Here is a 24526-nt window from a genome sequence, read left to right as displayed (position 1 = left end):
TCTTTTTTGCTCACGTTTCAGTTCGTTTTACGGTATAGTAACAGCATGAAAAAGTCACTGCTTGAAACAAATCCCTACCTGAAAAATCCCGAACAGCGCAAGCGTTTGCTGCGGCGTTCGCTGGTGTCGTCGTTTGCCGTCGAGGGAATCTACCTGCAAGAAGAAACCAGCAACGCAGTGAAGGAAGATACACCTGTCTTTACTGCCCGCAAGCGCTCAACGTTCGCTCGATAACTCTATTGACGATTCTTTCCATTGGCTGGTAATCCCGGTCCATCCCGGCCTGGACGGCAGCGAAATACTCCTCCCGCTTCGCCCCCTGTAGTTCGGAAAAATCCAACGGCGGCAGTCCGGCCTGCAACGCCATCAACACCATCAACAGCCGCGCAACTCTGCCGTTACCCTCCCGGAAGGGATGAATGAGAATCAACTCCACATGCACCTCGGCCAGGGCCGCTGCAACATCTTCTGTGCGCTCGAACCGGCACGGTGTCAGACGCGCAAGTTGATCGTTCTCGAACTGCCGCATCAATCCCGGCACATGGGTGGCAGCCGCGAACATGAAGCCACCCTTGCCGATGTTGACGGTACGGTAGATGCCAGCCCAGGAAAAAATACCGCCAAGCCAGCATTTGTGGAGCCAGAGGATATCTCCTGCGGTAAAACGATGATCGTTGTCGAAGCGCGCTGTTGCTTCGTCCATCAAGCGCTCAAACCGGGCTTCTTCGACACGCTCCATCTTTTCCTTGCTCGTGATGCCAAGCAGGTTACGCAGCACGCTACCACTGGAACCGGGTTCGTACTGGTCCTCGATCAGGTTCGATGTGTCGTAGCGATCTGCCTTTTTCATGAAGCCGCTCCACCCGAAAAAGTCTGTTGCAGGACCACATGGTTTTCCCAGAGGGGGTTGGTGTGGTGAAAGGCAAAGATGTGTTCGTTCTCGAGGTACACCGGCACGTCGATGAGGCTTTTCAGAATCTTGTCGCAGTAGAAGTCGCAGATGAGTTCTGTCACGCTGGCACCTTCATGGAAAATTTTACATTATCCCGCCAGCCCCCTACCTGTCAACGCTACAGCGCATCCTCCCCTGGCTCAAAAAGCCCCCACCCCTCCGCCGAAATCCGCCCTCGTCCAAACCCGGCATCTCCCCCCTTCCGGCAAAGGAAAAGCCCACCAAGAGATTCGGTGGGCTTCTGTAATTTTTTCGTTTCTTTGTTCCTTTTGCAAGGATGTATCCGATTCATCCTGCCATCGGACTATGTTTTTCAGCTATGACTTCGCGATCCGGTCGGGTGGAGTGTCTTCCATAAAGAGTAAAACCTCCTCGCTACAGTTTGTACCTCTTTGTTGCTGATTCGACTATACCACCGGATCGGATAATTTACAGTCTGTTAAAAAAAATATCTTCCGGGTATACTCGTTCATTGTGGATAAATCGTCATCGTCGCCCCGCCCTGCTCAACGGCCTTTCCTGCCCCCCGTATATCCTACCCTGCAGCGCAGAACCATCGTACGTGACGGCACCGTCAGCCGTCAGGCCGACGGTATGTCTATCCGCCCCATCAGGCGGGTAAAAAAGTCAGGGATGCCGGTTTCGAAAGAGAGCCTCCTGCCGTTCACCGGGTGGGTGAAGGAGATGGAGCGGGCATGGAGCGCCAAGGTGGCGTAGCCGTCGTTTCTGCCGTATTTCCGGTCCCCCGCCACCGGGTGCCCTTGCTCCGAGAGGTGTACCCGGATCTGGTGCTTGCGGCCGGTGAGCAGGTGGATCTCCAGCAGGCTGAGCCCTTTGGCCTCCTTCAGGACCGTGTACTCGGTGTGGGCCAGCTTGCCCAGCGCCGGGTCCGGGGTGGAATAGACGTTCAGGGCGCTGTTCTCGGCCAGATGGCTGGTGATCGTCCCGTTCTTTGGGGTGAGCGTGCCATGGACGATGGTGAGGTAGCGTTTGTCGGTCTCCTCCCAGTGCCCCTGGAGGAAGATCTTGGCCGCTTCGCTCTTGGCGAAGATGAGGATGCCGGAGGTGTCCCGGTCCAGGCGGTGGACGATGTAGACCCGGTTCCGGGAGCGGGGGTCGCCCTTGCGCACGTAGTCGTTGAGGATGGTATGGGCCGTCCGCGACTTGTCCCGGTCGGTCCCCATGGTCAGGAGGCCGCACGGTTTCTCCACCACGATGATTGCATGATCCTCGTACAGGACCGGGAGGCCTTTGGGCTGGTATTTCCCCGAGGGGCGTTTGGCGGGAGCCATGGCATCTTTCGCACAAAAAGAAGGGTCACACGCGAGGCCGCGGTGTTCGAGACGCAAGAGACGGACAATCCCTTGGCTCCCGGCGAGGCTATCACATATGGAAGCGCGGGAACAGCATTATGCCGACCCGGTTCCCGGCGAGCTTGACACGCCAGGCCCTTCTGCTACCCTCCCTACAAGACAAGAAGTGCCCGTGCGACGGCAGAGAAAGGAAACCGCCATGCCCATCTGGAAATCCCCGGCAACCCTGGAGCAGATCACGGAGAGATCGAGAAACACCCTGATGGAGCACCTGGGGATCGAGTACCTGGAGATCGGCGACGATTACCTGAAGGCGCGGATGCCGGTGGACGAGCGGACCCGGCAGACGGCCGGCATCCTCCACGGCGGGGCTTCGGCGGCCCTGGCCGAGACCCTGGGGAGCATCGCGGCCGGGTTGTGCGTGGACCGGGAACGGCAGCGGATCGTGGGGCTGGAGATCAATGCGAACCACATCCGCCCGGTGACGGAGGGGTGGGTGACCGGTATCACGAGACCGATCCACGTGGGCAAGACGACCCAGATCTGGGAGATCAGAATCCATGACGAGCGGGACAAGCTGGTCTGCATCTCCCGGCTGACCGTGGCCAATATCGCCAAGTAGCCCGGTGGATATGCAACGATCATGTTCCCCCTCCCTTGCCGCGGGGAGAGGGAACATGATTGCGTTATACTTAGTGAATTACACGCCCTAGCGCGCCGTGTAGATGATGGAATACTTGAAGGTTGCCGGGTCGAGGGAGTCGATGATCTTGTCCCCCACCCGGGCAAAGGGGTACATGAGGTAGTTGACCGGGCCGCCCGGCTGGGGCGGATTGAGGATCAGATCCCGGCCGGCGGAGAGCTTGACCCGGTAGGGGTCGATGGCGCCCCAGAAGTAAGTACGGTATTCCCTGGTCTTGGCGTCCTCCAGCTTGAGGTTCTCCACCAGCATGGCCTTGCGCACATCGGCCGGGTCAACCGGCACCCAGCCGTAGCCCGGGAGGTAGAATTCGGCCCAGCAATGCTGCCAGGTGGACACGTCCTCCACATCTTTTTTCCCCATGCGGATGCCGAACGCCTCCCGTGCGGGGACGCCGGCCGCCCGGGCCAGGGCGACGAACACGGAATGGATGTCGGCGCACTTGCCCCCCGGCTGTTTGAGCAGGGCGCACACATCACCGGCGCCGCAGCCCCGGGTCTTGGGATCGCGGTAGGTGTTCTCGCAGGTCCAGTCGTAGATCGCCTTGGCCTTCTCAAGCACCGTGGTCTTGCCGGCGGTGATGGTCGTGGCCAGCTTGCCCACCTCGCCATCCAGGGGGCCCAGGCTGGTGGCGGCCAGATATTGAGCGAAATCGGCCCGGTTCCAGGTCCCCTCCACGGCGGGGAAGTCCCGGCGGACGACCTCGCTGCGCTCGGCCTTGAACGAGAAGGTCAGCTTGCGGCTCGTGGCCCCCTTGTTCCAGCGGGCGTACAGCATGGGGGTGCTGAAGGCGGCATCGGCATACACGGCCGAGGCGACGAAGTCGCCTTTGACCGTGACGTCGGTGATCTTCTGGTCCCGGTCCGAGACCGGATAGGGGAGCCACAGCTCCGCTTCCCCGGCCGGGTCGTAGGCGGACAGGTCCACGGTGGTGGTGATGGTGCCGGAATGTTTTTTAGGGGCCGCCCACGAGGCCGGGGCCAGGGCAAGGGCCGCGAGCAGCGCCGTAGCAGCGGCCAAGAATCTGCTGATTTTCATGTACTTCTCCTTTGGGGTTCAATCGAAAATGCGGCCACACTTATAGCGTGACGCCCCGGCCAGGTCAAATTGGTAGTTTCAATCAAAACCGCTGCCATGCAGTCATAAAACAGATACGTCACCCGGCCCCGACAGACAAGACGGCCGGCGGTGCGGCAAGGAAACGGGCTCCCTGCCTTGCAGGACAGATCCAGGGGAAATCACTTTCAAGAGGCGGCAAATTGTGCTAATGAGGGAATGACGCATCGGGCATCTGCGGTGCCGGTCCCCGCCCTCACCTTTGACCGGCACATTTGTGGCAATCCGCCGCCGTTGCCCTCCCCATCTTTCAATCGAGGTAATCATGCTACCAGAAGAAACCATCTTTTCCACAAACGAAACCCTGAAAACCATAAAGGCGCGGCGGAGCATCAGGGCCTTTGCCAGGGAGGAGGCGGTCTCCGACGAACAAATCCATATACTCCTTCGAGCGGCAAACGAGGCCCCTTCCGCCCACAATCAACAGTCATGGCGGTTTATCGTCCTCAAGGGGCAAAAGAAACACGAGCTTGCCGAGCTGGTCTCCGAAGGCGCTTCCCGTTTCTCCAAACCGGCCCAGGCACTCCTGCGCATGTCGGCACGGAGCATCGCCAGTGCGGCGGTCGTGATCGCCGTTGCGAACACGGGAGACCTGATCGATCACGGCACGGAGCTCTTCAAGGTGGAGAAGGAGATGGCCTACGACTTCTTCAGGACCATGGAGATCCAGAGCTCCGCGGCGGCCGTTGAGAATATGCTGCTCGCGGCGACCTCCCTGGGACTGGCGTCGGTCTGGCTCGGCATCATGTTCCTGATGAAGGACGAGGTCCTGGCCTTCCTGGGGGAACCTGCGGGAGAGTTCATGGCGGTGGTCCCCGTGGGGTATGCTTCCAGGGAGGGGGGGAGCGGGCCCAAGAAAGAGCCGTTCGAGATGAAGGTAAGATACCTGGATTGACCCGCACTCGGCGCCTGAATTGGGAGCGGAAACGGGACGGGCCGCGGTATCGGCGCGTAATGTTTAAGAACCGGCCGGCACGGTGTCTCCTCCTGACTCCACGCTCCCTTCCAGCCCCCCCTGGCCCCGCATGACCACATCGCCCCCCTACGACAGCATTTCAAACACCCCCACCAGACCCCCAACCACCATTTAAGACCCCCTTTATCCAATTGACAAAAGGGTGCACCACCTGGTCAAAAGGGATCACCTCACTATACCTTTCCCAAGGTCACCCCAAAGCCTCCTCACGACAAATATAAAATAATTACTGGTACTTATCAAATGCGTCCGTCATTTTCCCCGTTAGGCATACCATTTGCTGTATACGCGTGACCTCAAAGGCGCCGGGCAGCCAACATTTCCTCTGCTGCCCGGACAATTATTCATAGTGAAGGGAGTTAGCTGTATGGGAATGTCACGAAGAGACTTCCTGCGGGGAGGAGCGCTGGCGGCAGCCGGCGTGGCCCTTACCGGCAGGCCGGGCGAGGCGAGCGCCGATGCCCCGCAGATGAGGATCAAGGGACTGAAGAGTTCCACCACCATCTGCCCTTATTGCGCGGTCGGCTGCGGCCTGATCGTCCACACCAAGGACGGCAAGATCGTCAACATCGAGGGTGACCCCCAGCATCCGATCAACCATGGCTCGCTCTGTTCCAAGGGGAGTTCGCTCTTCCAGGTGGCGGTCAACGAAAACCGGTTGCAGAAGGTCATGTACCGGGCACCGGGTTCGGACAAGTTCGAGGAGAAATCGTGGGACTGGGCCATGGACCGCATCGCCCTGCGCATGAAGGAGACCCGCGACAAGAACTTCAAGGCGAAAGAGATCAATAAGAAGGACAACAAGGAATACGTGGTGAACCGCACCGAAGGCATGGCGTTCTTCGGCGGGGCCGGACTGGACAACGAGGAATGTTACCTCTGGTCCAAGTTCTCCCGCGCCATGGGCGTCGGGATGCTGGAACACCAGGCCCGACTTTGACACTCCGCTACAGTCGCCGGTCTGGCGGCTTCATTCGGTCGTGGTGCCATGACCAACCATTGGATTGACCTGAAAAACAGTGATGCCATCTTCATCATCGGCTGCAACCCGGCCGAGAATCACCCGATCTCCTTCAAGTGGATCGAGAAGGCCATGGACGACGGCGGAAAGCTGATCGTCGCCGATCCCCGCTACACCAGGAGCGCCTCCAAGGCGGATATCTACGCCCAGCTCCGTCCGGGGACCGATATCGCCTTTTTGGGCGGCATGATCAACTATGCCCTGCAAAACAACATGATCCACGAGGAGTACGTTCGGGAGTACACGAACGCCGCCTTCATCATCAACGAGAAGTTCAGTTTCCAGGACGGCCTGTTCTGTTCCTTCGACGATCAGGAGAAGAGCTACGACCTGAAATCCTGGGCCTACGAGAACGACGCGGCCGGCAACCCCAAGCGGGACATGTCCATGAAGGACCCGCGCTGCGTCTACCAGTTGCTCAAAAAGCACTATAGCCGTTACGACGCAGACATGGTCTGCTCCATCACCGGCACCAAGAAAGAGGATTTCCTCAAGGTGGCCAAGACCTTCTGCGCCACGGGCCGCGCCGACAAAGCCGGTACGATCCTCTATGCCATGGGCATCACCCAATCGACCCACGGTACCCAGAACGTGCGGGCCGTTGCCTTGCTCCAGATGCTGCTGGGCAACATCGGCATCGCCGGCGGCGGGGTCAACGCCCTGCGCGGCGAGTCCAACGTCCAGGGTTCCACCGACTACGGCCTGCTCTTCAACAGCTTACCCGGCTACCTCAAGCTGCCCGAGTTCGCCAACACGGACTTCAAGGCCTACATCGAGAAGTACACCCCCAAGACCAAGGACGCCAAAAGCGCCAACTGGTGGGGCAACACCCCCAAATACATCACCAGCCTGCTCAAGGCGTGGTACGGCGACAACGCCACGCCGGAAAACGACTTCTGCTACAACTACCTGCCCAAGTGGAGCAGCAACTATTCCTACTCCAAGATCATCGAGCGGATGGGCAAAGGCGAGGTGGAAGGACTGGTCTGCATGGGCATGAACCCGGCCATGGGCGGTCCCGACTCAAACAGCGCCCGGGGTGCCCTGGATAAACTGAAGTGGCTGGTGACGGTGGACCTGTGGCAGACCGAGACCTCCATCTTCTGGAAACGCCCCGGCGTCAACCCGAAGGATATCCATACCGAGGTATTCATGCTGCCGGCCGCCTCTTCCGTGGAGAAGGAAGGTTCCATCTCCAACTCGGGGCGCTGGGCCCAGTGGCGCTACAAGGCGGTGGAACCGGTGGGCGAATCCAAGAGCGATCTCTGGATCATCAACCAGTTTTTCAAACGCGTGCAAGCTCTCTACATCAAAGACAAGGGGGTATTCCCCGAGCCGATCACCAAACTTGCCTGGAACTACGGCGAGGGGCACGAGCCCGACGTCCACCTGGTGGCCAAGGAGATCAACGGCTCCTTCACCAAGGACACGACCATCGTGGACAAGGACAAAACCCTGGAATTCAAGAAGGGGGACCAGGTCCCGATGTTCAAGTACCTGCAGGCCGACGGTTCCACCACCAGCGGCTGCTGGATCTACTGCGGCTCCTATACCAAGGAAGGAAACCAGATGGCACGGCGCGACGCGTCCGACCCCACGGGCCTGGGGCTGTTCCCCAAATGGTCCTGGTGCTGGCCGCTCAACCGCCGCATCATCTACAACCGGGCATCGGTCACGCCGGACGGCGCGCCGTTCAACCCCAAGCGGCCGATCATCGCCTGGGACGCCGTTGAGAAAAAATGGAAGGGCGATGTGCCGGACGGCCCCTGGCCCCCCATGAAGGACGCAAAGGAGGGCAAGTACCCCTTCATCATGCTGGCCGAGGGGCATGGCCGGCTGTACGCCCTGGATATGAAGGACGGCCCCTTCCCCGAGCATTACGAGCCCATGGAGAGCCCGGCCCGGAATCAACTCTCCAAGGTGCAGAACAACCCGCTGGTGAAGATTCCGGCCAACATCAGCAGCGACCTCGCCAAGTTCCCGCTCATCGGCACAACCTACCGCATGACCGAGCACTGGCAGACCGGCGGCATGACCCGCAGCCTCCCCTGGCTGGTGGAACTGGTGCCGGACATGTTCGTGGAGATCAGCGAATCCCTGGCAAAACAGAAGGGGATCAAAAAAGGGGACAAGGTCAAGGTAACCACCGAGCGTGGCGCCATCGAGGCGGTGGCCCTGGTCACCTCCCGCCTGAAGCCCCTCAACGTGAACGGCAAGCCGGTGGAGCAGGTCGGCATGCCGTGGCACTTCGGCTACTCCGGCCTGGCCAAGGGGGACAGCGCCAACCTGCTGACCCCGACCGTGGGATGCGCCAACACTAATATCCCCGAGTTCAAAGCGTTTCTCTGCAATATCGAGAAAGGGGGTACGAAAGCATGAGTGGCGGACACATTGATTTCAACAAAACCAAGACGTTCCTGATCGATACGACCAAATGCACCGGCTGCCGCGGCTGCCAGGTGGCCTGTAAGCAGTGGAACCAACTCAAGGCGGAGAAGACCGTGTTTTTCAGCGGCGAAGGGTACCAGAACCCCCCCGCCATGTCCGAGTACACCTTTACCCGGATCAAGTTCCGGGATTACCAGAAACACGGGCAGAACGAGTTCGCCTTTTACAAAGAGATGTGCATGCACTGCAACGAGCCGGCCTGCGCCTCGGTCTGCCCGGTGGGTGCCTTCAAGAAAACCGCGGAAGGCCCGGTGGTCTACGACGAAAAGCGCTGCATCGGCTGCCGTTTCTGCATGGTGGCCTGCCCCTTCGGCATACCCAAGTATGAATGGAGCAAGGCCTTCCCCCTGGTGCGCAAGTGCACCGGCTGCTACAGCCGGGTCAAGGAAGGGCTGCAACCGGCCTGCGCCACCGCCTGCCCCACGGCCATCACCTACGGTGACCGGGCGGACATGCTGCAAGAAGCGGAGCGGCGCCTCAAAAGCCGGCCTGATCGTTATTTCCAGGCCATCTACGGCAAGGAAGAGGCCGGCGGCACCAGCGTCCTCTACCTGACCCACCAGCCCCTGGACGAATTGGGCTTCAAACAGGTGACCAAGCGGCCCCTCCCCTCCTACACCTGGCAGGCCCTGCGCCTGGTGCCGGGCATCTTCCTGGGGGTCGGCGGCACCCTCTCGGCCATTACGTGGTTCCAGCACCGCAAGGAGCGCATACGTCGTGAGGAGGAGTTCAAAAATTCCCGCGTCAACCCGGAGCAGAAGGAGGAGGATCAATGACCGCGGCCAAGCTGGTTATCAATGAAATCAAAGGTTATCACCGTTTCATCCAACTGATGATCGTCCTGACCGGAGTCGGCGCCCTGGCCGCCCTGGCTCGCTTTATCTTCGGCCTGGGAGTCACCACCAACCTGAACGACACCTATCCCTGGGGCCTGTGGATCTCCTTCGACGTCGTCACCTCGGTGCCCCTGGCGGCCGGGGCGTTCACCATCGGCGTCGTGGCCCACGTGTTCCACATCAAAAAGCTGGAGCCCCTGGTCAGGCCGGCCATCATCACCGGCTTCCTGGGCTACTCCCTGGTCTGCATCGGCCTGCTGCTCGACCTGGGGCAGCCCCAGCGCGGCATCAACGTCCTCTTGTACTGGAACGTTCACTCCCCCATGTTCGAAGTTTCCATGTGCATCATGGCCTATACCACGGTCCTGACGCTGGAATTCCTCCACCCGGTGGCCGAGCGCTTCGGCTGGCACCTGCCGCTGCGCCTGCTGCGCACCCTGGAGATTCCCTTTGCCATCCTGGCGGCCATGATCTCGACCCTGCACCAGTCAACCCTGGGCACGTTCTTCCTGATCGCCGTGGATAAGCTGCACAACCTCTGGTACAACCCGCTTCTGCCGCTCCAGTTCTGGCTTTCCTCCATCTTTACCGGCCTCTCCATCGTCATCTTCGAGGCCAGCCTGGTGCATAAATACATGGGGCAGCCGGACGAGTCGGACCTGTTGGCCACCCTGACCAAGATCATCCCCTGGGTCATGGGGATCTATATCGCGGTCAAGGCCTACGCCCTGGCATTCCTCTCCCACGGCCCGCTCTTCGACCGGCCGGTGCTCCTGGCCCTGTTTCTGGTTGAAATGGTCGTCGGGGTGTTTGTGCCCTTTTGCATGTACCTGAGCAACCGAATCCGCACCGACAAAAAAATGCAGTTGCGGGCCGCCAGCTTTGTGTTGTTCGGGCTGGTCCTGAACCGCTTCAACGTCTCCATGTTCGGCATGGAACAACCGGGACAGCAGATCTACGTCCCGTCCGTCATCGAGTCTCTGGTGACCATGGGCATCATCTCCGCCCATATCCTCTTCTTCGTGCTGATCGCCAAGTATTTCCCGATCTTCGAACACCATCCCGAGGCCACCGACTACACCATCCCGGACCATTTCCGCAAATTGGAAAAGGGCCCCGAGGGACTCAAGGCGGCACACGAAGCATAGATCAAGCATCTTGTCCGGGGGCACGGAAGTCATACCGTTCGCGGTGCAGCTTCCGCGCCCCCTTCAACAACCCGGAATAGGTTATGCACGTATGAAAACAACCCATGTGTACCACCAGGGGAGGCTTGAAGAACAGCAGGGCGATACCGTCCGCGAGTTTCCGGTCGTTCTCCATGTCAACGGCCGGGAGATAGCCACCCTCATCGCCTCGCCCCACGATCTCCGCTTCCTGGTGGCCGGCTTTCTCCGCCTGCAGGGTTTCGTGACCTGCATCAGTGATTTCCACATGCTGGCGGTGTGCGAAGATTTCGGCACCGCCAATGTCCGCATCAAGGGCGAACTGCCGGAACGGCTCAAACCGGTCCTCACCTCCGGCTGCGGGACCGGCATCACCTTCAGCCTCCCCAGCGCCGAGGCGCGCACCGTCCCGGCACCGCCCGCACGGGTGGCGGCGGATACGATATTCCGCCTGATGGACGAGTTGAACCGCCGGTCGGAACAGTACAAGAGCCACGGCGGCATCCATTCGGCAGCGGTGGGCGACGAGCAGGGCATCATCCTCGCCGCCGAGGATATCGGCAGGCACAACACCCTGGACCGCATCGCCGGCGAGGCGCTCTTGAAGGGCATCGACCTGGCCGGCAAGCTGCTGGTCACGTCGGGCCGAATCTCCACCGAGATGGCGGCCAAGGCCGCCTTGCTGGGCATCACCCTCATCGCTTCCCGCACCTCCCCCACCGATATGGCCATCACCATGTGCGAGCAGGCCGGCATTACCCTCATCGGTTACGTGCGCGGCGGCAAGTTCACCGTGTACAGCCACCCCGGGACCATTGCCGCCGAACCGGGACGGCACGCCTCCCCCACGGGCAGGACGATCCCGGGCGTCACGGGCGTCATCCTGGCCGGGGGCAAATCAAGCCGCATGCGGAGCAACAAGGCGCTCCTCCCCTACAAGGGAGGCCGCTTCATCGAGGCCATCTACCGGCAGATGTCGGAACTATTCGACGAGGTCATCATCGTCACCAACACCCCGGACGAATATGCCTTTCTCCCCTGCCGCAAAGTGCCCGACCTGCATCCCGGCATGGGAGCGCTGGCCGGGTTGCACTCGGGCCTGTATCACAGCGACACCCCCCATATCTTTGCCGTGGCCTGCGACATGCCCTACCTGAACAGCTCCCTGATCAAGCGGCTGGCCGCGCTGAGAACCAAGGCCGACGTGATCATTCCCGAAGGGGAAAAAGGGCTGGAACCGCTGCACGCCTTTTACGGCAGGCAATGCCGCGACGCCATGGAAAAGGCGCTCCAATCGGGCAGCAGGAGGATCGTCTCCTTCTTTCCCGAGGCCAGGGTCAGCGTCTTTTCCCGGGACGAGGTCACGACCTTCGACCCCTCGCTCGACTCCTTCAGGAACATCAATACTCCGGCCGACTACTTCGAGTTGCGCGACGGCGAACGGGTAAGGAACCGCCCCGACCCCTCCCTTGCCGCCCAAGGCAGTTAGAAAGGCCATTGCCAAGGGAATTGACTCAGGTATACTGAGCAGGTATTATATCAAAAACAGACAAATCTCCGAGCCGTTCCGCCTGTCGGGTTACCCCGTGGCGGCCGGTCAATGGGCACGGCGGGAAACGGCTGCGCCTCCCTTTTGGAAAGGAGACCCGATGGCGATATGCTGCTGTCTTGCACGCTCAAAGGGCTCTTTCCATAAGGAAGGAGCCCTTTTTTGTATCGAGGTTTCAATGGTATTCCAGAATGCATCACACCTATCCAGGCGGAGGAACGCAATGAAAACGCTTTTGAAATTCGGGATGACCCTTGCCCTTGTGCTGGGCCTGTGCAGCGTGGCCGCAGCCGGCGAGCGCCTGCGCATGTCCACCACCACCTCCACCGAAAACTCGGGGTTGCTCAAGGTGCTCCTGCCTCCGTTTGAGAAGAAGTACAACTGCACGGTGGATGTCATCTCCGTCGGCACCGGCAAGGCCCTGAAACTGGGGGAGACCGGCGATGTGGATGTGGTGCTGGTGCACGCCCGCGCCCTTGAAGACGCCTTTGTGGCCGCCGGTTTCGGGGTCAACCGCAGGGACGTCATGTACAACGACTTCATCATCATCGGACCGGCCGGCGACCCGGCGCGGGTCAAGAGCGCCAAGACCGCGGCAGAGGCGTTCAAGCGCATCGCCGCCGCCCGCTCCCCCTTCGTCTCCCGCGGCGACGAGTCCGGCACCCACCAGAAGGAGAAGGAGATCTGGAAGGCTGCGGGCATGAAGCCCGGCGGCTCCTGGTACGTGGAATCGGGCCAGGGCATGGGTGAGGTGATCACCATGGCCACCGAACGGCGGGCCTATACCCTGGCCGACCGGGGCACCTACAACGCCTACCGCTCCGGCAAGACCGACCTCAAGACCGTCTTCGAGGGTGAGAAGGGGCTGTTCAACCCCTACGGCGTCATCGCCGTCAATCCCAAGCGCTTCCCCCATGTCAAGAACGCCCTGGCCATGAAGTTCATCGACTACATCACCGGTCCCGAGGGGCAGAAGGTCATTGCCACCTTCCGGGTCCACGGTGATCCGGTCTTCTTCACTTACGGGAAAAAGGGTCGTTAAGTGGGTTTTATCACCGAATCCCTGCATACCTCGGTCGCGCTGATCGCCTCGTTTGACCCGGAGGTCTTTGCGACGGTGACGACGTCACTGGCGGTTTCCGGCGGTGCCATCGTCCTGGCGGCGGCGGTCGGAATCCCGGCCGGGGTTGCGGTGGGGCTGCACGAATTTCCCCTGAAACGGGCCGTCATTACGCTGCTGAATACGCTCATGGCCATGCCGACCGTCGTGGTGGGTCTCGTGCTCTACGGGATACTGAGCCGCCAGGGGCCGTTGGGGGCCATGGGGCTCCTGTTCACGCCGTCGGCCATGGTCATCGGCCAGACCCTCCTGGCGGTGCCGATCGTGGCCAACTATACGGTCAGCGTCATCCAGGGGGCCGACCCGCGCATCCTGCCCACGGCCCTGACCCTGGGGGCCAGCCCGCTCCAGGCGGTGTTTCAGTTGATGCGCCAGGTGCGTTTCGGCATCATCGCCGCCCTGATCGCCGGCTTCGGACGGATCATTGCCGAGGTCGGGGTGGCCATGATGCTCGGCGGCAACATCCGCGGCTATACCCGGACCATGACCACCGCCATCGCCCTGGAAACGAGCAAGGGGGAGTTCGCCTTCGGTCTCGCCCTGGGCATGATCCTGATGACCGTGGCCCTGGTGATCAACCTGTTTCTCAATACACTCCAGCAAAGGTAGTCCGTGGACGACATCTACAGCATACATGAGCTCACCATGGTTTTCGACGGCCAGCGGGTGCTTGACGTGCACCGTCTGGCCATCGGGGGAAACCGTCTCCATATCCTGACCGGCGCCAACGGGGCGGGCAAGAGCACCCTCCTCAATGTCCTGGCATTTCTGACCCCACCCACGTCGGGCCAGGTCACCTTTGCCGGCGCCCCGGTGCCCTGGGGGAGCCCCTCCCTCTTCAGGCTGCGGCGCAACGTCACCCTCATGCAGCAGTTTCCCTACCTCTTCTCCGGCAGCGTCTTCGAGAATGTCGCCTACGGCCTCGGGGTGCGGGGGATGGGTACGGCGGAGCAGCGGCAGCGGGTTGACGCGGCCCTGGCCCAGACCAATCTGGGTAGTTTCGCGCGGCGCAATGCGCTGCAGCTCTCCGGCGGCGAGATTCGCCGGGTGGCCATGGCGCGGGCGCTGGCCCTCAAGCCGCGGGTGCTTCTGCTGGACGAGCCGCTCGCCAACGTGGACCACGAAACCGCCCGGTTGCTGGAATCCCTTATCATCTCCCTTCCCCGGCAAGGGGTATGCACCATCATGACGACCCACGAACCGAACCATGCGGACCGTCTCGGCGGCAAGACCATTCACCTGGTTGCCGGGGGTATCGGGCAGGCGGATCTCATCGCCGAGCGCCCCATCCCGGCAGGCATCGGTGTTCCCGTTCACCAGATCGCGGCGTCGGCCGCGACGTTGTAAACCCCAAAGCCTGTCTGGAGGTACTCTATGCTCTCCCACGCCGTTTCATTCGTCGCCAAATCGGGCACCGGCAAGACCACCCTGCTGGAGAAGGTGATTGCCGAGCTCAAGAGCCGGGGCTACCGGGTGGGGGTCATCAAGCACGACGCCCACCACTTCGACATCGACCATCCGGGCAAGGACAGCCACCGCCTGACCCAGGCGGGCGCCGACACCATGTTGATCTCCTCGCCGGAGAAGCTGGCCGTGATCAAGAAACACGCGGAATCGCCCCCTATCGAGGAGTTGATCGCCGTCTACTTTGGCGATGTTGACCTGGTCCTGACCGAAGGTTTCAAGAAGAGCGGCCTCCCCAAGATCGAGGTCCATCGCCGGGAACGGAGCGGCACCCTGCTCTGCCGGGGTGAGGCGCATGACCCCAGCCTGCTGGCGGTGGCCAGTGATGAACCATTGCAGCTGGATGTGCCGGTACTGGATCTCAATAGCCCGTCACAGGTAGCCGATTTCGTTGAAGAACGGATCATCCATGCAACTGACTGACTCTCAGGGCAGAACCATCAACTATTTGCGTCTTTCGGTGACCGATCGCTGCAACATGCGTTGTTCCTACTGCATGCCCGCCGAGGGCGTCGCCCGGAAACGCCATGCAGACGTCCTGCGCTACGAGGAACTGCAGCTGATCGCCGAAACCGCGATCAGCCTGGGGATCGAGAAGATCCGCATCACCGGCGGCGAGCCGCTGGTGCGTGCCGGCATCGTCGAATTCCTCTCCCGCCTCGCGAGCATCGACGGCCTGTGCCACCTGGCGCTCACCACCAACGGCCTCCTGCTGGACAAGATGGCCGTAGACCTGTATAAAGCGGGTGTGCAGCGCCTGAACGTCAGCCTGGATTCCCTCCGCCCTGAGACCTTTGCCGCCATCACCCGGGGCGGCGACCTGGAGAGAGTGCTGGCCGGGCTGGATGCGGCCGAACGGGCTGGTTTCCCGCCCCCCAAGATCAACATGGTCGTCATGCGCGGGGTCAACGAGGCGGAGATCCTGGATTTCGCCGAACTGACCCGGAGCCGGGGCAACTCGGTGCGCTTCATCGAATACATGCCGGTGATCAAGGAAGATGCCTGGCAACGGTACTGCATCTCCGGCGAGGAGATCCTGCAACGCATCGCAGCCCACCACACCCTGGAGCATGTGTGCAAGGGGGCCTTTGCCGGTCCCTCCCGCGACTTCCGCATTCGGGGCGCCCAGGGGACCCTCGGCATCATCACCGCCGTCTCGGGCCACTTCTGCGGGGAGTGCAACCGCATCCGGGTGACCTCCACCGGCCAGGCCAAGGGGTGCCTGTTCTCCGACGAGACAACCGATTTGGTGCCGTATCTCCGGCCGCCGGACCCCGCAGCCCTGACGGAGGCCATGAAGGGGATCGTCATGGCGAAGCCGAAGGGCCACCACATCACCAGCAACGGGTATGAACACCGGAATTTTACGATGGCACAGATTGGGGGATAGGATGGCTCACGTCGTCGCCGTCTGCATCAGCGAGAAAAAGGGCGAGCGCAAAACACCGGTGGCAGAGGTCACCGTGCAGGAGAACCACGGCATCGTGGGGGACGCCCACGCGGGCGACTGGCATCGCCAGATAAGCCTTTTGGCCGAGGAGAGCATCGACAAGATGCGGGCTCTGGGGTTGAACGTGACCGCCGGCGCCTTTGCCGAGAATATCACCACCCGCGGCATCGAACTGGTGACGTTGCCCATCGGCACCCGCCTGCAGGTGGGGGAAACCCTGCTGGAGGTAACCCAGATCGGCAAGGAGTGCCACACCCGCTGCGCCATTTACTATCAGGCCGGCGACTGCGTCATGCCCAAGGAGGGCATCTTCGCCAAGGTCATCACCGGAGGGAAGATCCGGTCGGGGGACCAGGTGCAGATTATCGGCCCCGCCTCATAGGACGTATAAGGCTTATAGGACCTATAGTCCCATAGGCCCCATAAGTCACAGCCTTGCACCCTTTCTAGGGAATAGTAACCTTGAAGGTCGTCCCTTTCCCCTCCACACTCGACACCTTGATGTCCCCGCCGTGATCCTTGATAATGCCGTAGGAGATGGAGAGCCCCAGGCCGCTGCCCGTATCCTTGGTGGTGAAAAAAGGGGTGAAGATCTTCTTCAGGTGCCCGGGCCCGATCCCCGGGCCGGTATCCGAGACGCTGACCTCGCAACCATCCAAGGGGGCCACCCCTTTGGTCGTCAGGGTCAGTACCCCCTTGCTCCCCATGGCCTGAACCGCATTGAGAATCAGGTTGGTGAAAACCTGCCGGAGTTGGTCCCCATCCCCCCGGATCATGGCCAGATCAGACGCGTACTCCCTCACCACGGTGATGGCGTCCATGGGAACCTGGTGGCCGATCTGCCCAAGGATGCCGTCCAGAAGCTCGTGGATGTCGACCTGCCCCTGGCGCAGCGCTTTCTGCCGGGCGAATACCTGCAGATTGCCCACGATCTTGGCGATCCGCTCCACCTGCTGGCTGATGATCCCCACCTCCTCCCGATTGGCGTGATCGGGCGGCAGGCACATCTCCAGGAACTCGATGTTGCCCCGGATGACGGCCAGGGGGTTGTTGATCTCATGGGCCACGCCGGCGGCAATAACGCCCAAGTCCGCGAGTTTTTCCGCCTTGGCGAGATCCGCCTGGGTTTCCAGCAGAAGCGCATTTTTTTCTTCGAGCTGCGCCGTCCGCCTCAGCACCTTCTGCTCCAGGCTGCGATTCAGCATGGTAATCTCGGACTCGCGGTGGGCCAGGGCGCGGGTCATCTGGTTGAACCCTCCGGCGAGGTCCCCCAGTTCATCGGCCGAACGAACGTCTATGTGCAGATCCCGCTCGCCGAGCGTCACCCTGCGGGTGAGTTGCTCCAACTCCTTGATGGGGGTGGCCAGGTGGGTGCCGATAACGCCGGAAACCGCCAGCCCGATCAGAGAGCTGATAAACAGGACGACGCCCAGGATGGTGTTGACGTTGTTCTTCAGGGCGCTGTACTGCTTTTCCAGCATCCCCACATACAGGGAGCCGATGACCTCGCCCCGCAGGCCCACAATCGGTTCGTAGGCGGTCAGGTACCAATCGTTCACCACGAACGCCCGTCCCACCCACTTCCTGTTTTCCAGGATGACCCTGTTGTAGACCTCTGCGGAGAGTTGCGTGCCGATGGCCCTCCTGCCGTCTGACGCGTGCACGTTGGTGGCGATGCGGGTATCGCCGAGGAACAGGGTGGCGGTGCCCACATCCTGCCCCTTGAACTTCACCCCCTCGTAGACGGTGTCCTTGATCTTGTCCACCAGGTCGTTATTGTTGTTAAGCAGTTCCGCGCAATACAGCGCGCCGGCAACCCGGCCGGCGCTATCGAGCACCGGCGCCGCCGAGACCATAACCATCCCCGCCCGCTCCACCGAACTCTGGCGGGGCCGGGAGTGGGGTGTCGTCACCACGTCGATACGCGCCTGGGCCGTCAGTTCGTCTTTTTCGGCGGCCAGTTGCTCGGGGGAGAGGACCGTAGTGCCGGTGACCGTTTTCCCCCTCAACGCCTGGTCGATAAAATAGGTATCGACCGGTGTGTCGCCGAACCGGGCCGGATTGTGGGCCCGAAACAGGACCCGCCCCTTCTTGTCCACGGCGGTCAGGATATCCAGATGTTTCTTATGCAGGAGGGGGGTGAGGAGCGAGGAGATGGCCGGACGGTTGCGGGAACTGATGGATAGGGCGGCAAAGGGGTTGTCGGCGGTCAGTTCCAGCAGTTCATCGATATGGTGCAACTCGTTGCGGTACGCCTCACGGGCCGAGTTCAGGTCGGTTCTGACCTTTTCCTGGGCCTGGCTGGTGATTTTGGCGTCGATGATATAGAGACCGGTGAGCGAACAGATGAAAAAGGCGACAAACAACGGCGCCAGCGCCCCGACGGTCAGTTTGGCACGGATGGGAAAGCGCCGCGGCATCAGGGATCGTCCGCATCCGCCGGAGCGGCCTTGTCCTGCATGCCGTATTCTTCCAGTTTCCGGTCCAGGGTCCGGCGGGCGATGTTGAGGATCTTGGCCGTCCGGCTCTTGTTGCAGCCGGTTTTCTGGAGCACATGGAGGATATGCTCGCGCTCCACGGCCTCTAGGGGGAGAAGCCGCTCGCCGTCCCCCCGCTGTTCGGCGGCAGCAGCAAGCGGGGCGCTTTTCCAGACCGGCAGGTTTTCGGCGGAGATCACCGTGCCCCGTGCCAGGATAGCCGCTCGCTCGATGGCGTTCTCCAGTTCCCTGATATTTCCCGGCCAGGAGTAGGATTGCATGAGCAGCAGGGCCTCCGGGGTGAAGTTGACGAACTCCTTCTTCATCCGCTGGGAGATCCGGTGTAAAAAGTACCTGGCCAGGGGCTCGATGTCCTCGGCGCGTTCGCGCAAAGGCGGGAGGTGGATGGAGATGACGTTCAGCCGGAAGAACAGGTCTTCCCGAAACCGCTTCTGGCGCACCTCCTCCTCAAGATCCTTGTTGGTGGCCGCCAAAAAGCGTATGTCCACGGACCGGGCCTTGGTTTCACCCACGGGGATGTAGTCGCCCTCCTGCAGGACCCGCAGCAGCTTTGCCTGGATGGCGGGGCTCATGTCTCCCACCTCATCCAGGAAGAGGGTCCCGTTGTGGGCCTCCTCCAGAAGCCCCTTCTGGTGGGTTACCGCGCCGGTGAAGGCCCCGCGCACATGGCCGAAGAGCTGGCTTTCCAGGAGCGTATCCGAGAGGGTGGCGCAGTTGATGGAGAGAAAACGTTGCTCCTTGCGAGGACTCACGCTGTGGATCAGACCGGCGATCAATTCCTTGCCGGTTCCCGACTCCCCCAGTATGACCACGTTGGCATCGCTTTGGGCCACCTGGACGGCCATCTCGTGGACCCGGCGGAACGCATCGCTGGTATAGACCAGGTAGCCCGACGGGGCGGACTTGCCCAACTCGTCCTTCAGGGCGGAGTTTTCCTTAAGCAGTTCCTTGCGTTCCAGCACCTTGTCCAGTATCCCGAAGATCTTCTCCTTGGGGAACGGCTTGGTGACATAGTCGTACGCCCCCAGCTTCATGGCCTCAATGGCCGAACTGATGGAGGCGAAGGCGGTCATCATGACCACCGGTATTTCCAGCTTGAGTTCCTTGACCCGCCGGAGGATCTCGATGCCGTCCACATCGGGCATCTTCACATCCAGCAGCAGCAGATCGCTTTCCTCCAGTGCGCGATGCTCCAGGGTGCGCAGCAGGGCCTCGCCGGAAGTGAAAATCTCCACCTCAAGTCCCCGGGTGGTCAGGATCTTGTTCAGATAGCGCACTATTTCGACTTCATCGTCGCAGATGATCACCCGTGCATCGTACATTTCCGGTACCCGTTGTTTTTTGCCGTTCGTGCCGGCAGCAAGACTGTTATCCATCTCCAATATCATGGGGTGAATTTTACACCGCTTGGAAGTAATGGACAACTATTAGAAAAGCTGAGACCCCAATTATTCATCCCCATCGACCGGGGCTTTGAATTGCTTGCCGTGCCGACGAGTGATTGCAGTGGCTCGACAGTCAGGATCGGCAGAGTACAAACAAAAAGAGCGGCATTGCTGCCGCTCTTTGCATACGGATAATTCAATAAAGCTACTTGCGAACCGCCTTGCCCGCGACCTGCATGCGGATCAGGGCGCGTTCCAAGGCTGCTTCGTAGACCTTGAACTGCTTGTCTTCCGTGGTCAGGTGCTTGAGCTTTTCCTCGGCGCGCCCCTGGGCAGCCTTGGCCCGCTCGACGTCGATCTCTTCGGCCAGTTCGGCGGTCTCAACCAGGACGATGATCCGGTCGTCCTTGATCTCGAAGTAGCCCCAGTTGAGGGCCATGTGCTCGGCCTTGCCATCATACTTGTAGGCCAACTCGCCGATCTTGAGCGAGGTCAGAAACGGGGCATGACCCGGCAGGACGCCAAACTCGCCCAGTTTGCCGGTGGCGGTGACCTCATCCACTTCTATGTCAACCACCTTCTTGTAAGGGGTGACGATCTCCAGCTTCATCTTTTCAGCCATATATCAGTCCTTGAAAGGGGTGTCCCCCGTAAGGTTAATTTATACCGCAGCCAGCTTGGCGGCCTTTTCGATGGCCTCTTCAATGGAGCCGACCATGTAGAAGGCCTGCTCGGGCAGGGCGTCGTGCTTGCCGGCCACGATTTCCTGGAACCCCTTGATGGTGTCCTTCAGTTCGACGTATTTACCGGGAGAACCGGTGAAGGCCTCGGCAACATGGAACGGCTGGGAGAGGAAGCGCTGGATCTTGCGGGCGCGGGCCACGACCAGCTTGTCTTCTTCGGAGAGTTCGTCCATGCCGAGGATGGCGATGATGTCCTGGAGGTCCTTGTACTTCTGGAGCACGAACTGGACGGAACGGGCCACGGCGTAGTGTTCCTCGCCGATGACCTGGGGATCGAGGATGCGCGAGGTGGAGTCCAGCGGGTCAACGGCCGGGTAGATACCCAGCTCGGCGATCTGGCGGGACAGAACCGTGGTGGCGTCCAGGTGGGCGAAGGCGGTGGCCGGAGCCGGGTCGGTCAAGTCGTCGGCCGGGACGTAGATGGCCTGGACCGAGGTGATGGACCCCTTCTTGGTGGAGGTGATGCGCTCCTGCAATTCGCCCATCTCGGTGGCCAGGGTCGGCTGGTAACCGACGGCCGAGGGGATACGGCCCAGAAGGGCGGAGACCTCGGAACCGGCCTGGGTGAAACGGAAGATGTTGTCGATGAACAAGAGAACGTCCTGGCCTTCTTCGTCGCGGAAGTACTCGGCGATGGAAAGCGCGGTCAGGGCGACGCGGGCGCGGGCGCCGGGAGGTTCGTTCATCTGGCCGTACACCAGGGCAGCCTTGTCGAGAACGCCGGATTCCTTCATCTCCATCCAGAGGTCGTTCCCTTCGCGGGTACGCTCGCCGACGCCGGCGAACACGGAGAAGCCGCCGTGCTGCTTGGCGATGTTGTTGATCAGTTCCATGATGAGCACGGTCTTGCCGACGCCGGCGCCGCCGAACAGGCCGATCTTGCCGCCGCGCGCATAGGGTGCCAGGAGGTCAACGACCTTGATGCCGGTGGCGAAAGCCTCGACCTTGGTGGACTGGTTTTCGAACGAGGGGGCTTCGCGGTGGATGCCGTATTCCTTTTCGTTGCCGATGGGCCCCATCTCGTCCACCGGTTCGCCGATGACGTTGATGATCCGGCCCAGGGTCTTGTGACCGACCGGGGCGCAGATCTGCTTGCCGGTGTCGATGACGGCCTGGCCGCGTTTGAGACCGTCGGTGGAGTCCATGGCAATGGTGCGGACCGAATTCTCTCCCAAGTGCTGGGCGACCTCGAGAACCAGGTTGTTCTCCCGGCCGTCGATGGCCGGATTGGTCACCCTCAGGGCGTGGTAGATCTCCGGCAGTTTGCCGGGCTCGAATTCGACGTCGATAACAGCGCCGATGACCTGCGAAATTTTACCGATGTTCTGACTCATGGAACTCTGTCCTCCTGTGGCCGTGAAGCCTCATATAGTGATTCGGTTCTCTTGTTATCCTTTGATCGATTCGGCGCCGGAGATGATCTCCGTCAGTTCGGTGGTGATGGCGGCCTGACGCGCCCGGTTGTACTGGAGGGTCAGCTTGCCGATCATCTCGTTGGCATTTTTGGACGCGCTGTCCATGGCGGTCATACGGGCGCCGTGTTCGGCAGCCACCGACTCCAGCATGGCCTTGAAGATCTGCACCTCGATGTTCTTTGGCAAAATCTCGGCCAAAAGCTCGGCAACCGACGGTTCGTAGATGTACTCAACCGGGGTTTCGTCGGCAACGGTTTTCGCCTCGGGCTCCACCGGCAGGAGCTGCTGGAAGGTGATGTCCTGGGACATGACCGTGCGGAAGGCGTTGAAGAGCAGGACGACCTGATCGTACTCCTCGGCCAGGTAGCCGTCGATCACCTCGTGGGCCAGCATGACCGCGGTCTGGTAGCTCGGCTTGGCCAACACGTTGGGGAAATTCTTGGCGATCTCGTGGCGATGCCGGAGCGCTTCATACCCCTTGCGCCCGACCGTCATCAGCGAAATCTCCTCGAACTCGCCCTGCTTGTCCTTGATGAAGTGCTCGGCGGCCTTGCACAGGTTGCCGTTGAAACCGCCACACAGGCCGCGGTCGGAGGTGACCACGATCAGGAGCAGCTTCTTGGCGTCGCGTTTCTCCAGAAGCGGATGGAGGTCGCCTTCCAGGTTGCCGGCCAGGGACTGCAACACTTCGGCCAGCTTGCCGGCATAGGGACGCGCCGCAACGACGTTTTCCTGGGCGCGGCGCAGCTTGGCGGCCGAGACCATCTTCATGGCCTTGGTGATCTGGCGGGTATTTTTTACGGATGCGATCCGTTTTTTGATGCTTTTAAGGCTTGCCATGTCTCAAACCGTCCTTGTTTACGCGGTGAATTCCTTCTTGAACTGCTCCAGCGCGGCAGCGATCTTACCCTTCAGCTCGTCGCCGATGGCCTTCTTGTCGCGCAGTTCGGCCAGCACATCGGCCTGGCGGTTATCGAAAAAGGCGTACATTTCCGACTCGTAGCGTTTGAGCGCCGCGACCGGATAGTCGTCCAGGAAGCCGTTGTTGGCGGCGAAGATGATCAGAACCTGCTTCTCGTTGGGGATCGGACGGTACTGGGGCTGCTTGAGAATCTCCACCAGGCGCTCGCCGCGGGCCAACTGCATCTGGGTGGCCTTGTCCAGGTCGGAACCGAACTGGGCGAAGGCGGCCATCTCGCGGTACTGGGCCAAGCTGAGGCGCAGCGTGCCGGCGACCTGCTTCATGGACTTCGTCTGGGCGGAACCGCCGACGCGGGAAACCGAGAGGCCGACGTTGATGGCCGGACGGACGCCGGAGAAGAACAGGTCGGTTTCCAGATAGATCTGGCCGTCGGTGATGGAGATGACGTTGGTCGGAATGTAGGCGGACACGTCGCCGGCCTGGGTCTCGATGATCGGCAGGGCGGTGAGTGAACCGGCGCCGCACTCGTCGGACAGCTTGCAGGCACGCTCCAGCAGGCGGCTATGGAGATAGAAGACGTCGCCCGGGTAGGCTTCGCGCCCTGGGGGGCGGCGGAGCAGCAGGGAAAGCTGGCGATAGGCGACGGCCTGCTTGGAAAGGTCGTCGTAGATGATCAGGGCGTGTTTCTTGTTGTCGCGGAAGTACTCGCCCATGGTGACGCCGGTGTAGGGGGCGATGAATTGGAGCGGGGCCGACTCGGAGGCGGTGGCGGCGACAACGATGGTGTAATCCATGGCGCCGTGCTCGCTCAGCTTGGAAACGACCTGGGCGACCGTGGAACGCTTCTGGCCGATGGCGACATAGATGCAGACCACGTCGCCACCCTTCTGGTTGATGATCGTGTCGATGGCTACGGCGGTCTTGCCGGTCTGACGGTCACCGATGATCAGTTCGCGCTGGCCGCGCCCGATCGGAACCATGGAGTCGATCGCCTTGAGGCCGGTGGCCATGGGCTGATGCACCGACTTGCGGCTGACGATGCCGGGGGCCTTGATCTCCACCTTGCTGAAGCTCGTGGTGTTGATGGGGCCTTTGCCGTCGATGGGCTGGCCGATGGCGTTGACGACGCGGCCGATCAGGGCGTCGCCCACCGGGACCTCGGTGATGCGGCCGGTGCGCTTGACCGTGTCGCCTTCCTTGATCTCGGCGAATTCACCGAGGATGGCGGCGCCGACGTTGTCTTCCTCCAGGTTGAGAACCATGCCGGACACGCCGCCGGGGAACTCCAGCAACTCGCCGGCCATGGCGCCAGCCAGGCCGTGGATACGGGCGATACCGTCACCGATGGAGATGATCGTGCCGGTTTCCGACACCTCTACCTCCTTGCCATACTCCTTGATCTGTTTCCTGATGATCTCGCTGATCTCTTCGGCTCTGATTTCCATGGAAGCA

The 24526-nt window shown here is 61.2% G+C and carries 23 protein-coding genes, 1 pseudogene and 1 riboswitch; of the genes and pseudogenes, 14 read left to right on the top strand and 10 right to left on the bottom strand.

All coding sequences use genetic code 11. The features are described from left to right. Positions 1-45 precede the first annotated feature (45 nt). Complete coding sequence (locus F6V30_RS05180; RefSeq protein ID WP_151155572.1) at positions 46-234, top strand: hypothetical protein; 189 nt, start codon at positions 46-48, stop codon at positions 232-234. Here the strand turns inward: F6V30_RS05180 and F6V30_RS05175 are convergent. From F6V30_RS05175 to F6V30_RS05165, 3 genes are all read right to left on the bottom strand, one after another. Continuing rightward, positions 200-850, bottom strand: a complete 651-nt coding sequence (locus tag F6V30_RS05175; protein ID WP_151155570.1) for a Fic/DOC family protein — start codon at positions 848-850, stop codon at positions 200-202. The two genes, F6V30_RS05180 and F6V30_RS05175, sit on opposite strands and share 35 nt — an antisense overlap. Then, positions 847-1014: a hypothetical protein gene (locus F6V30_RS05170; RefSeq protein WP_246163219.1), complete on the bottom strand. Its 168-nt coding sequence runs from the start codon at positions 1012-1014 to the stop codon at positions 847-849. The genes F6V30_RS05175 and F6V30_RS05170 overlap by 4 nt, the downstream gene beginning before the upstream one ends. Positions 1015-1533: 519 nt before the next feature. Then, on the bottom strand, positions 1534-2244 hold the full coding sequence (locus F6V30_RS05165) for an RluA family pseudouridine synthase (protein ID WP_151155568.1): 711 nt from the start codon (positions 2242-2244) through the stop codon (positions 1534-1536). A 220-nt stretch (positions 2245-2464) separates the two neighbouring features. Between F6V30_RS05165 and F6V30_RS05160 the strand changes: the two genes are divergently transcribed. After that, positions 2465-2887: a hotdog fold thioesterase gene (locus F6V30_RS05160; protein ID WP_151155566.1), complete on the top strand. Its 423-nt coding sequence runs from the start codon at positions 2465-2467 to the stop codon at positions 2885-2887. 87 nt (positions 2888-2974) lie between these two features. Here F6V30_RS05160 and F6V30_RS05155 read toward each other — a convergent pair whose 3' ends face one another. Then, the gene (locus F6V30_RS05155) at positions 2975-4003 is read right to left on the bottom strand and encodes a transglutaminase family protein (protein ID WP_151155564.1); all 1029 of its coding nucleotides are present in this window, start codon (positions 4001-4003) and stop codon (positions 2975-2977) included. 343 nt (positions 4004-4346) lie between these two features. Between F6V30_RS05155 and F6V30_RS05150 the strand changes: the two genes are divergently transcribed. From F6V30_RS05150 to F6V30_RS05100, 12 genes and pseudogenes are all read left to right on the top strand, one after another. Then, positions 4347-4976, top strand: coding sequence for a nitroreductase family protein (locus F6V30_RS05150; protein WP_151155562.1), 630 nt, complete (start codon positions 4347-4349; stop codon positions 4974-4976). Between the two features lie 448 nt (positions 4977-5424). Then, positions 5425-8457, top strand: a complete 3033-nt coding sequence (gene fdnG / locus F6V30_RS05145) for a formate dehydrogenase-N subunit alpha (RefSeq protein WP_151155560.1) — start codon at positions 5425-5427, stop codon at positions 8455-8457. Further along, on the top strand, positions 8454-9302 hold the full coding sequence (locus F6V30_RS05140) for a 4Fe-4S dicluster domain-containing protein (RefSeq protein WP_151155558.1): 849 nt from the start codon (positions 8454-8456) through the stop codon (positions 9300-9302). The genes fdnG and F6V30_RS05140 overlap by 4 nt, the downstream gene beginning before the upstream one ends. After that, the gene (nrfD, locus tag F6V30_RS05135) at positions 9299-10510 is read left to right on the top strand and encodes an NrfD/PsrC family molybdoenzyme membrane anchor subunit (RefSeq protein ID WP_151155556.1); all 1212 of its coding nucleotides are present in this window, start codon (positions 9299-9301) and stop codon (positions 10508-10510) included. Before F6V30_RS05140 ends, nrfD begins: the two co-directional genes overlap by 4 nt. 91 nt (positions 10511-10601) lie before the next feature. Next, positions 10602-11285: pseudogene (locus tag F6V30_RS17555) on the top strand (formate dehydrogenase accessory sulfurtransferase FdhD); the annotation flags it as partial. Further along, positions 11265-12017: a molybdenum cofactor guanylyltransferase gene (gene mobA, locus F6V30_RS17550; RefSeq protein ID WP_476739152.1), complete on the top strand. Its 753-nt coding sequence runs from the start codon at positions 11265-11267 to the stop codon at positions 12015-12017. The pseudogene F6V30_RS17555 and the gene mobA, both read left to right, overlap by 21 nt. Positions 12018-12071: 54 nt before the next feature. Beyond that, positions 12072-12188, top strand: a riboswitch (molybdenum cofactor riboswitch). Positions 12189-12300: 112 nt separating this feature from the next. Beyond that, positions 12301-13119 (top strand): ABC transporter substrate-binding protein, encoded by an 819-nt coding sequence (locus F6V30_RS05125; RefSeq protein WP_151155552.1) that lies wholly within the window; start codon positions 12301-12303, stop codon positions 13117-13119. Then, on the top strand, positions 13120-13806 hold the full coding sequence (locus F6V30_RS05120) for an ABC transporter permease (protein WP_151155550.1): 687 nt from the start codon (positions 13120-13122) through the stop codon (positions 13804-13806). It begins immediately after the preceding gene. A 3-nt stretch (positions 13807-13809) separates the two neighbouring features. Next, complete coding sequence (locus tag F6V30_RS05115) at positions 13810-14544, top strand: ATP-binding cassette domain-containing protein (RefSeq protein ID WP_246163215.1); 735 nt, start codon at positions 13810-13812, stop codon at positions 14542-14544. Positions 14545-14571: 27 nt separating this feature from the next. Continuing rightward, a complete protein-coding gene (gene mobB, locus F6V30_RS05110) occupies positions 14572-15084 on the top strand; it encodes a molybdopterin-guanine dinucleotide biosynthesis protein B (protein WP_151155548.1) in 513 nt (170 codons plus the stop codon). Further along, positions 15071-16051: a GTP 3',8-cyclase MoaA gene (gene moaA / locus F6V30_RS05105; RefSeq protein ID WP_151155546.1), complete on the top strand. Its 981-nt coding sequence runs from the start codon at positions 15071-15073 to the stop codon at positions 16049-16051. Before mobB ends, moaA begins: the two co-directional genes overlap by 14 nt. A 1-nt stretch (position 16052) precedes the next feature. Next, the gene (locus tag F6V30_RS05100) at positions 16053-16493 is read left to right on the top strand and encodes an MOSC domain-containing protein (protein WP_151155544.1); all 441 of its coding nucleotides are present in this window, start codon (positions 16053-16055) and stop codon (positions 16491-16493) included. Positions 16494-16557: 64 nt separating this feature from the next. On the opposite strand, the gene F6V30_RS05095 is transcribed toward F6V30_RS05100, so the two are convergent. The 6 genes from F6V30_RS05095 to atpA all read right to left on the bottom strand — a co-directional run bounded on the left by F6V30_RS05095 (position 16558) and on the right by atpA (position 24519). After that, entirely contained in the window at positions 16558-18531 is a 1974-nt protein-coding gene (locus tag F6V30_RS05095) for a sensor histidine kinase (RefSeq protein ID WP_151155542.1), read from the bottom strand. Next, on the bottom strand, positions 18531-19931 hold the full coding sequence (locus tag F6V30_RS05090) for a sigma-54-dependent transcriptional regulator (protein WP_151156415.1): 1401 nt from the start codon (positions 19929-19931) through the stop codon (positions 18531-18533). Before F6V30_RS05090 ends, F6V30_RS05095 begins: the two co-directional genes overlap by 1 nt. A 268-nt stretch (positions 19932-20199) precedes the next feature. Continuing rightward, positions 20200-20616 (bottom strand): F0F1 ATP synthase subunit epsilon, encoded by a 417-nt coding sequence (locus F6V30_RS05085; protein WP_151126731.1) that lies wholly within the window; start codon positions 20614-20616, stop codon positions 20200-20202. 39 nt (positions 20617-20655) lie between these two features. Then, positions 20656-22071, bottom strand: coding sequence for a F0F1 ATP synthase subunit beta (atpD, locus tag F6V30_RS05080; RefSeq protein WP_151155540.1), 1416 nt, complete (start codon positions 22069-22071; stop codon positions 20656-20658). A 54-nt stretch (positions 22072-22125) separates the two neighbouring features. Next, entirely contained in the window at positions 22126-22992 is an 867-nt protein-coding gene (gene atpG, locus F6V30_RS05075; RefSeq protein ID WP_151155538.1) for an ATP synthase F1 subunit gamma, read from the bottom strand. Between the two features lie 18 nt (positions 22993-23010). Further along, a complete protein-coding gene (gene atpA, locus F6V30_RS05070) occupies positions 23011-24519 on the bottom strand; it encodes a F0F1 ATP synthase subunit alpha (RefSeq protein WP_151155536.1) in 1509 nt (502 codons plus the stop codon). Positions 24520-24526: the final 7 nt, after the last annotated feature.

Source organism: Oryzomonas sagensis (assembly GCF_008802355.1).
Classification (GTDB): domain Bacteria; phylum Desulfobacterota; class Desulfuromonadia; order Geobacterales; family Pseudopelobacteraceae; genus Oryzomonas; species Oryzomonas sagensis.
This window is presented reverse-complemented; position numbering and strand designations above follow the sequence as displayed.

Bases quoted from the DNA above. Each gene is read 5' to 3' on its own strand.
- atpG (WP_151155538.1), bottom strand. From the start codon at position 22,992: ATGGCAAGCCTTAAAAGCATCAAAAAACGGATCGCATCCGTAAAAAAT.
- F6V30_RS05095 (WP_151155542.1), bottom strand. From the start codon at position 18,531: ATGCCGCGGCGCTTTCCCATCCGTGCCAAACTGACCGTCGGGGCGCTG.
- atpD (WP_151155540.1), bottom strand. From the start codon at position 22,071: ATGAGTCAGAACATCGGTAAAATTTCGCAGGTCATCGGCGCTGTTATC.
- moaA (WP_151155546.1), top strand. From the start codon at position 15,071: ATGCAACTGACTGACTCTCAGGGCAGAACCATCAACTATTTGCGTCTT.
- mobA (WP_476739152.1), top strand. From the start codon at position 11,265: ATGTGCGAGCAGGCCGGCATTACCCTCATCGGTTACGTGCGCGGCGGC.
- F6V30_RS05100 (WP_151155544.1), top strand. From the start codon at position 16,053: ATGGCTCACGTCGTCGCCGTCTGCATCAGCGAGAAAAAGGGCGAGCGC.
- F6V30_RS05140 (WP_151155558.1), top strand. From the start codon at position 8,454: ATGAGTGGCGGACACATTGATTTCAACAAAACCAAGACGTTCCTGATC.
- atpA (WP_151155536.1), bottom strand. From the start codon at position 24,519: ATGGAAATCAGAGCCGAAGAGATCAGCGAGATCATCAGGAAACAGATC.
- F6V30_RS05090 (WP_151156415.1), bottom strand. From the start codon at position 19,931: ATGTACGATGCACGGGTGATCATCTGCGACGATGAAGTCGAAATAGTG.
- mobB (WP_151155548.1), top strand. From the start codon at position 14,572: ATGCTCTCCCACGCCGTTTCATTCGTCGCCAAATCGGGCACCGGCAAG.
- F6V30_RS05085 (WP_151126731.1), bottom strand. From the start codon at position 20,616: ATGGCTGAAAAGATGAAGCTGGAGATCGTCACCCCTTACAAGAAGGTG.
- F6V30_RS05160 (WP_151155566.1), top strand. From the start codon at position 2,465: ATGCCCATCTGGAAATCCCCGGCAACCCTGGAGCAGATCACGGAGAGA.
- F6V30_RS05175 (WP_151155570.1), bottom strand. From the start codon at position 850: ATGAAAAAGGCAGATCGCTACGACACATCGAACCTGATCGAGGACCAG.
- F6V30_RS05155 (WP_151155564.1), bottom strand. From the start codon at position 4,003: ATGAAAATCAGCAGATTCTTGGCCGCTGCTACGGCGCTGCTCGCGGCC.
- F6V30_RS05180 (WP_151155572.1), top strand. From the start codon at position 46: ATGAAAAAGTCACTGCTTGAAACAAATCCCTACCTGAAAAATCCCGAA.
- F6V30_RS05150 (WP_151155562.1), top strand. From the start codon at position 4,347: ATGCTACCAGAAGAAACCATCTTTTCCACAAACGAAACCCTGAAAACC.
- F6V30_RS05165 (WP_151155568.1), bottom strand. From the start codon at position 2,244: ATGGCTCCCGCCAAACGCCCCTCGGGGAAATACCAGCCCAAAGGCCTC.
- nrfD (WP_151155556.1), top strand. From the start codon at position 9,299: ATGACCGCGGCCAAGCTGGTTATCAATGAAATCAAAGGTTATCACCGT.
- F6V30_RS05125 (WP_151155552.1), top strand. From the start codon at position 12,301: ATGAAAACGCTTTTGAAATTCGGGATGACCCTTGCCCTTGTGCTGGGC.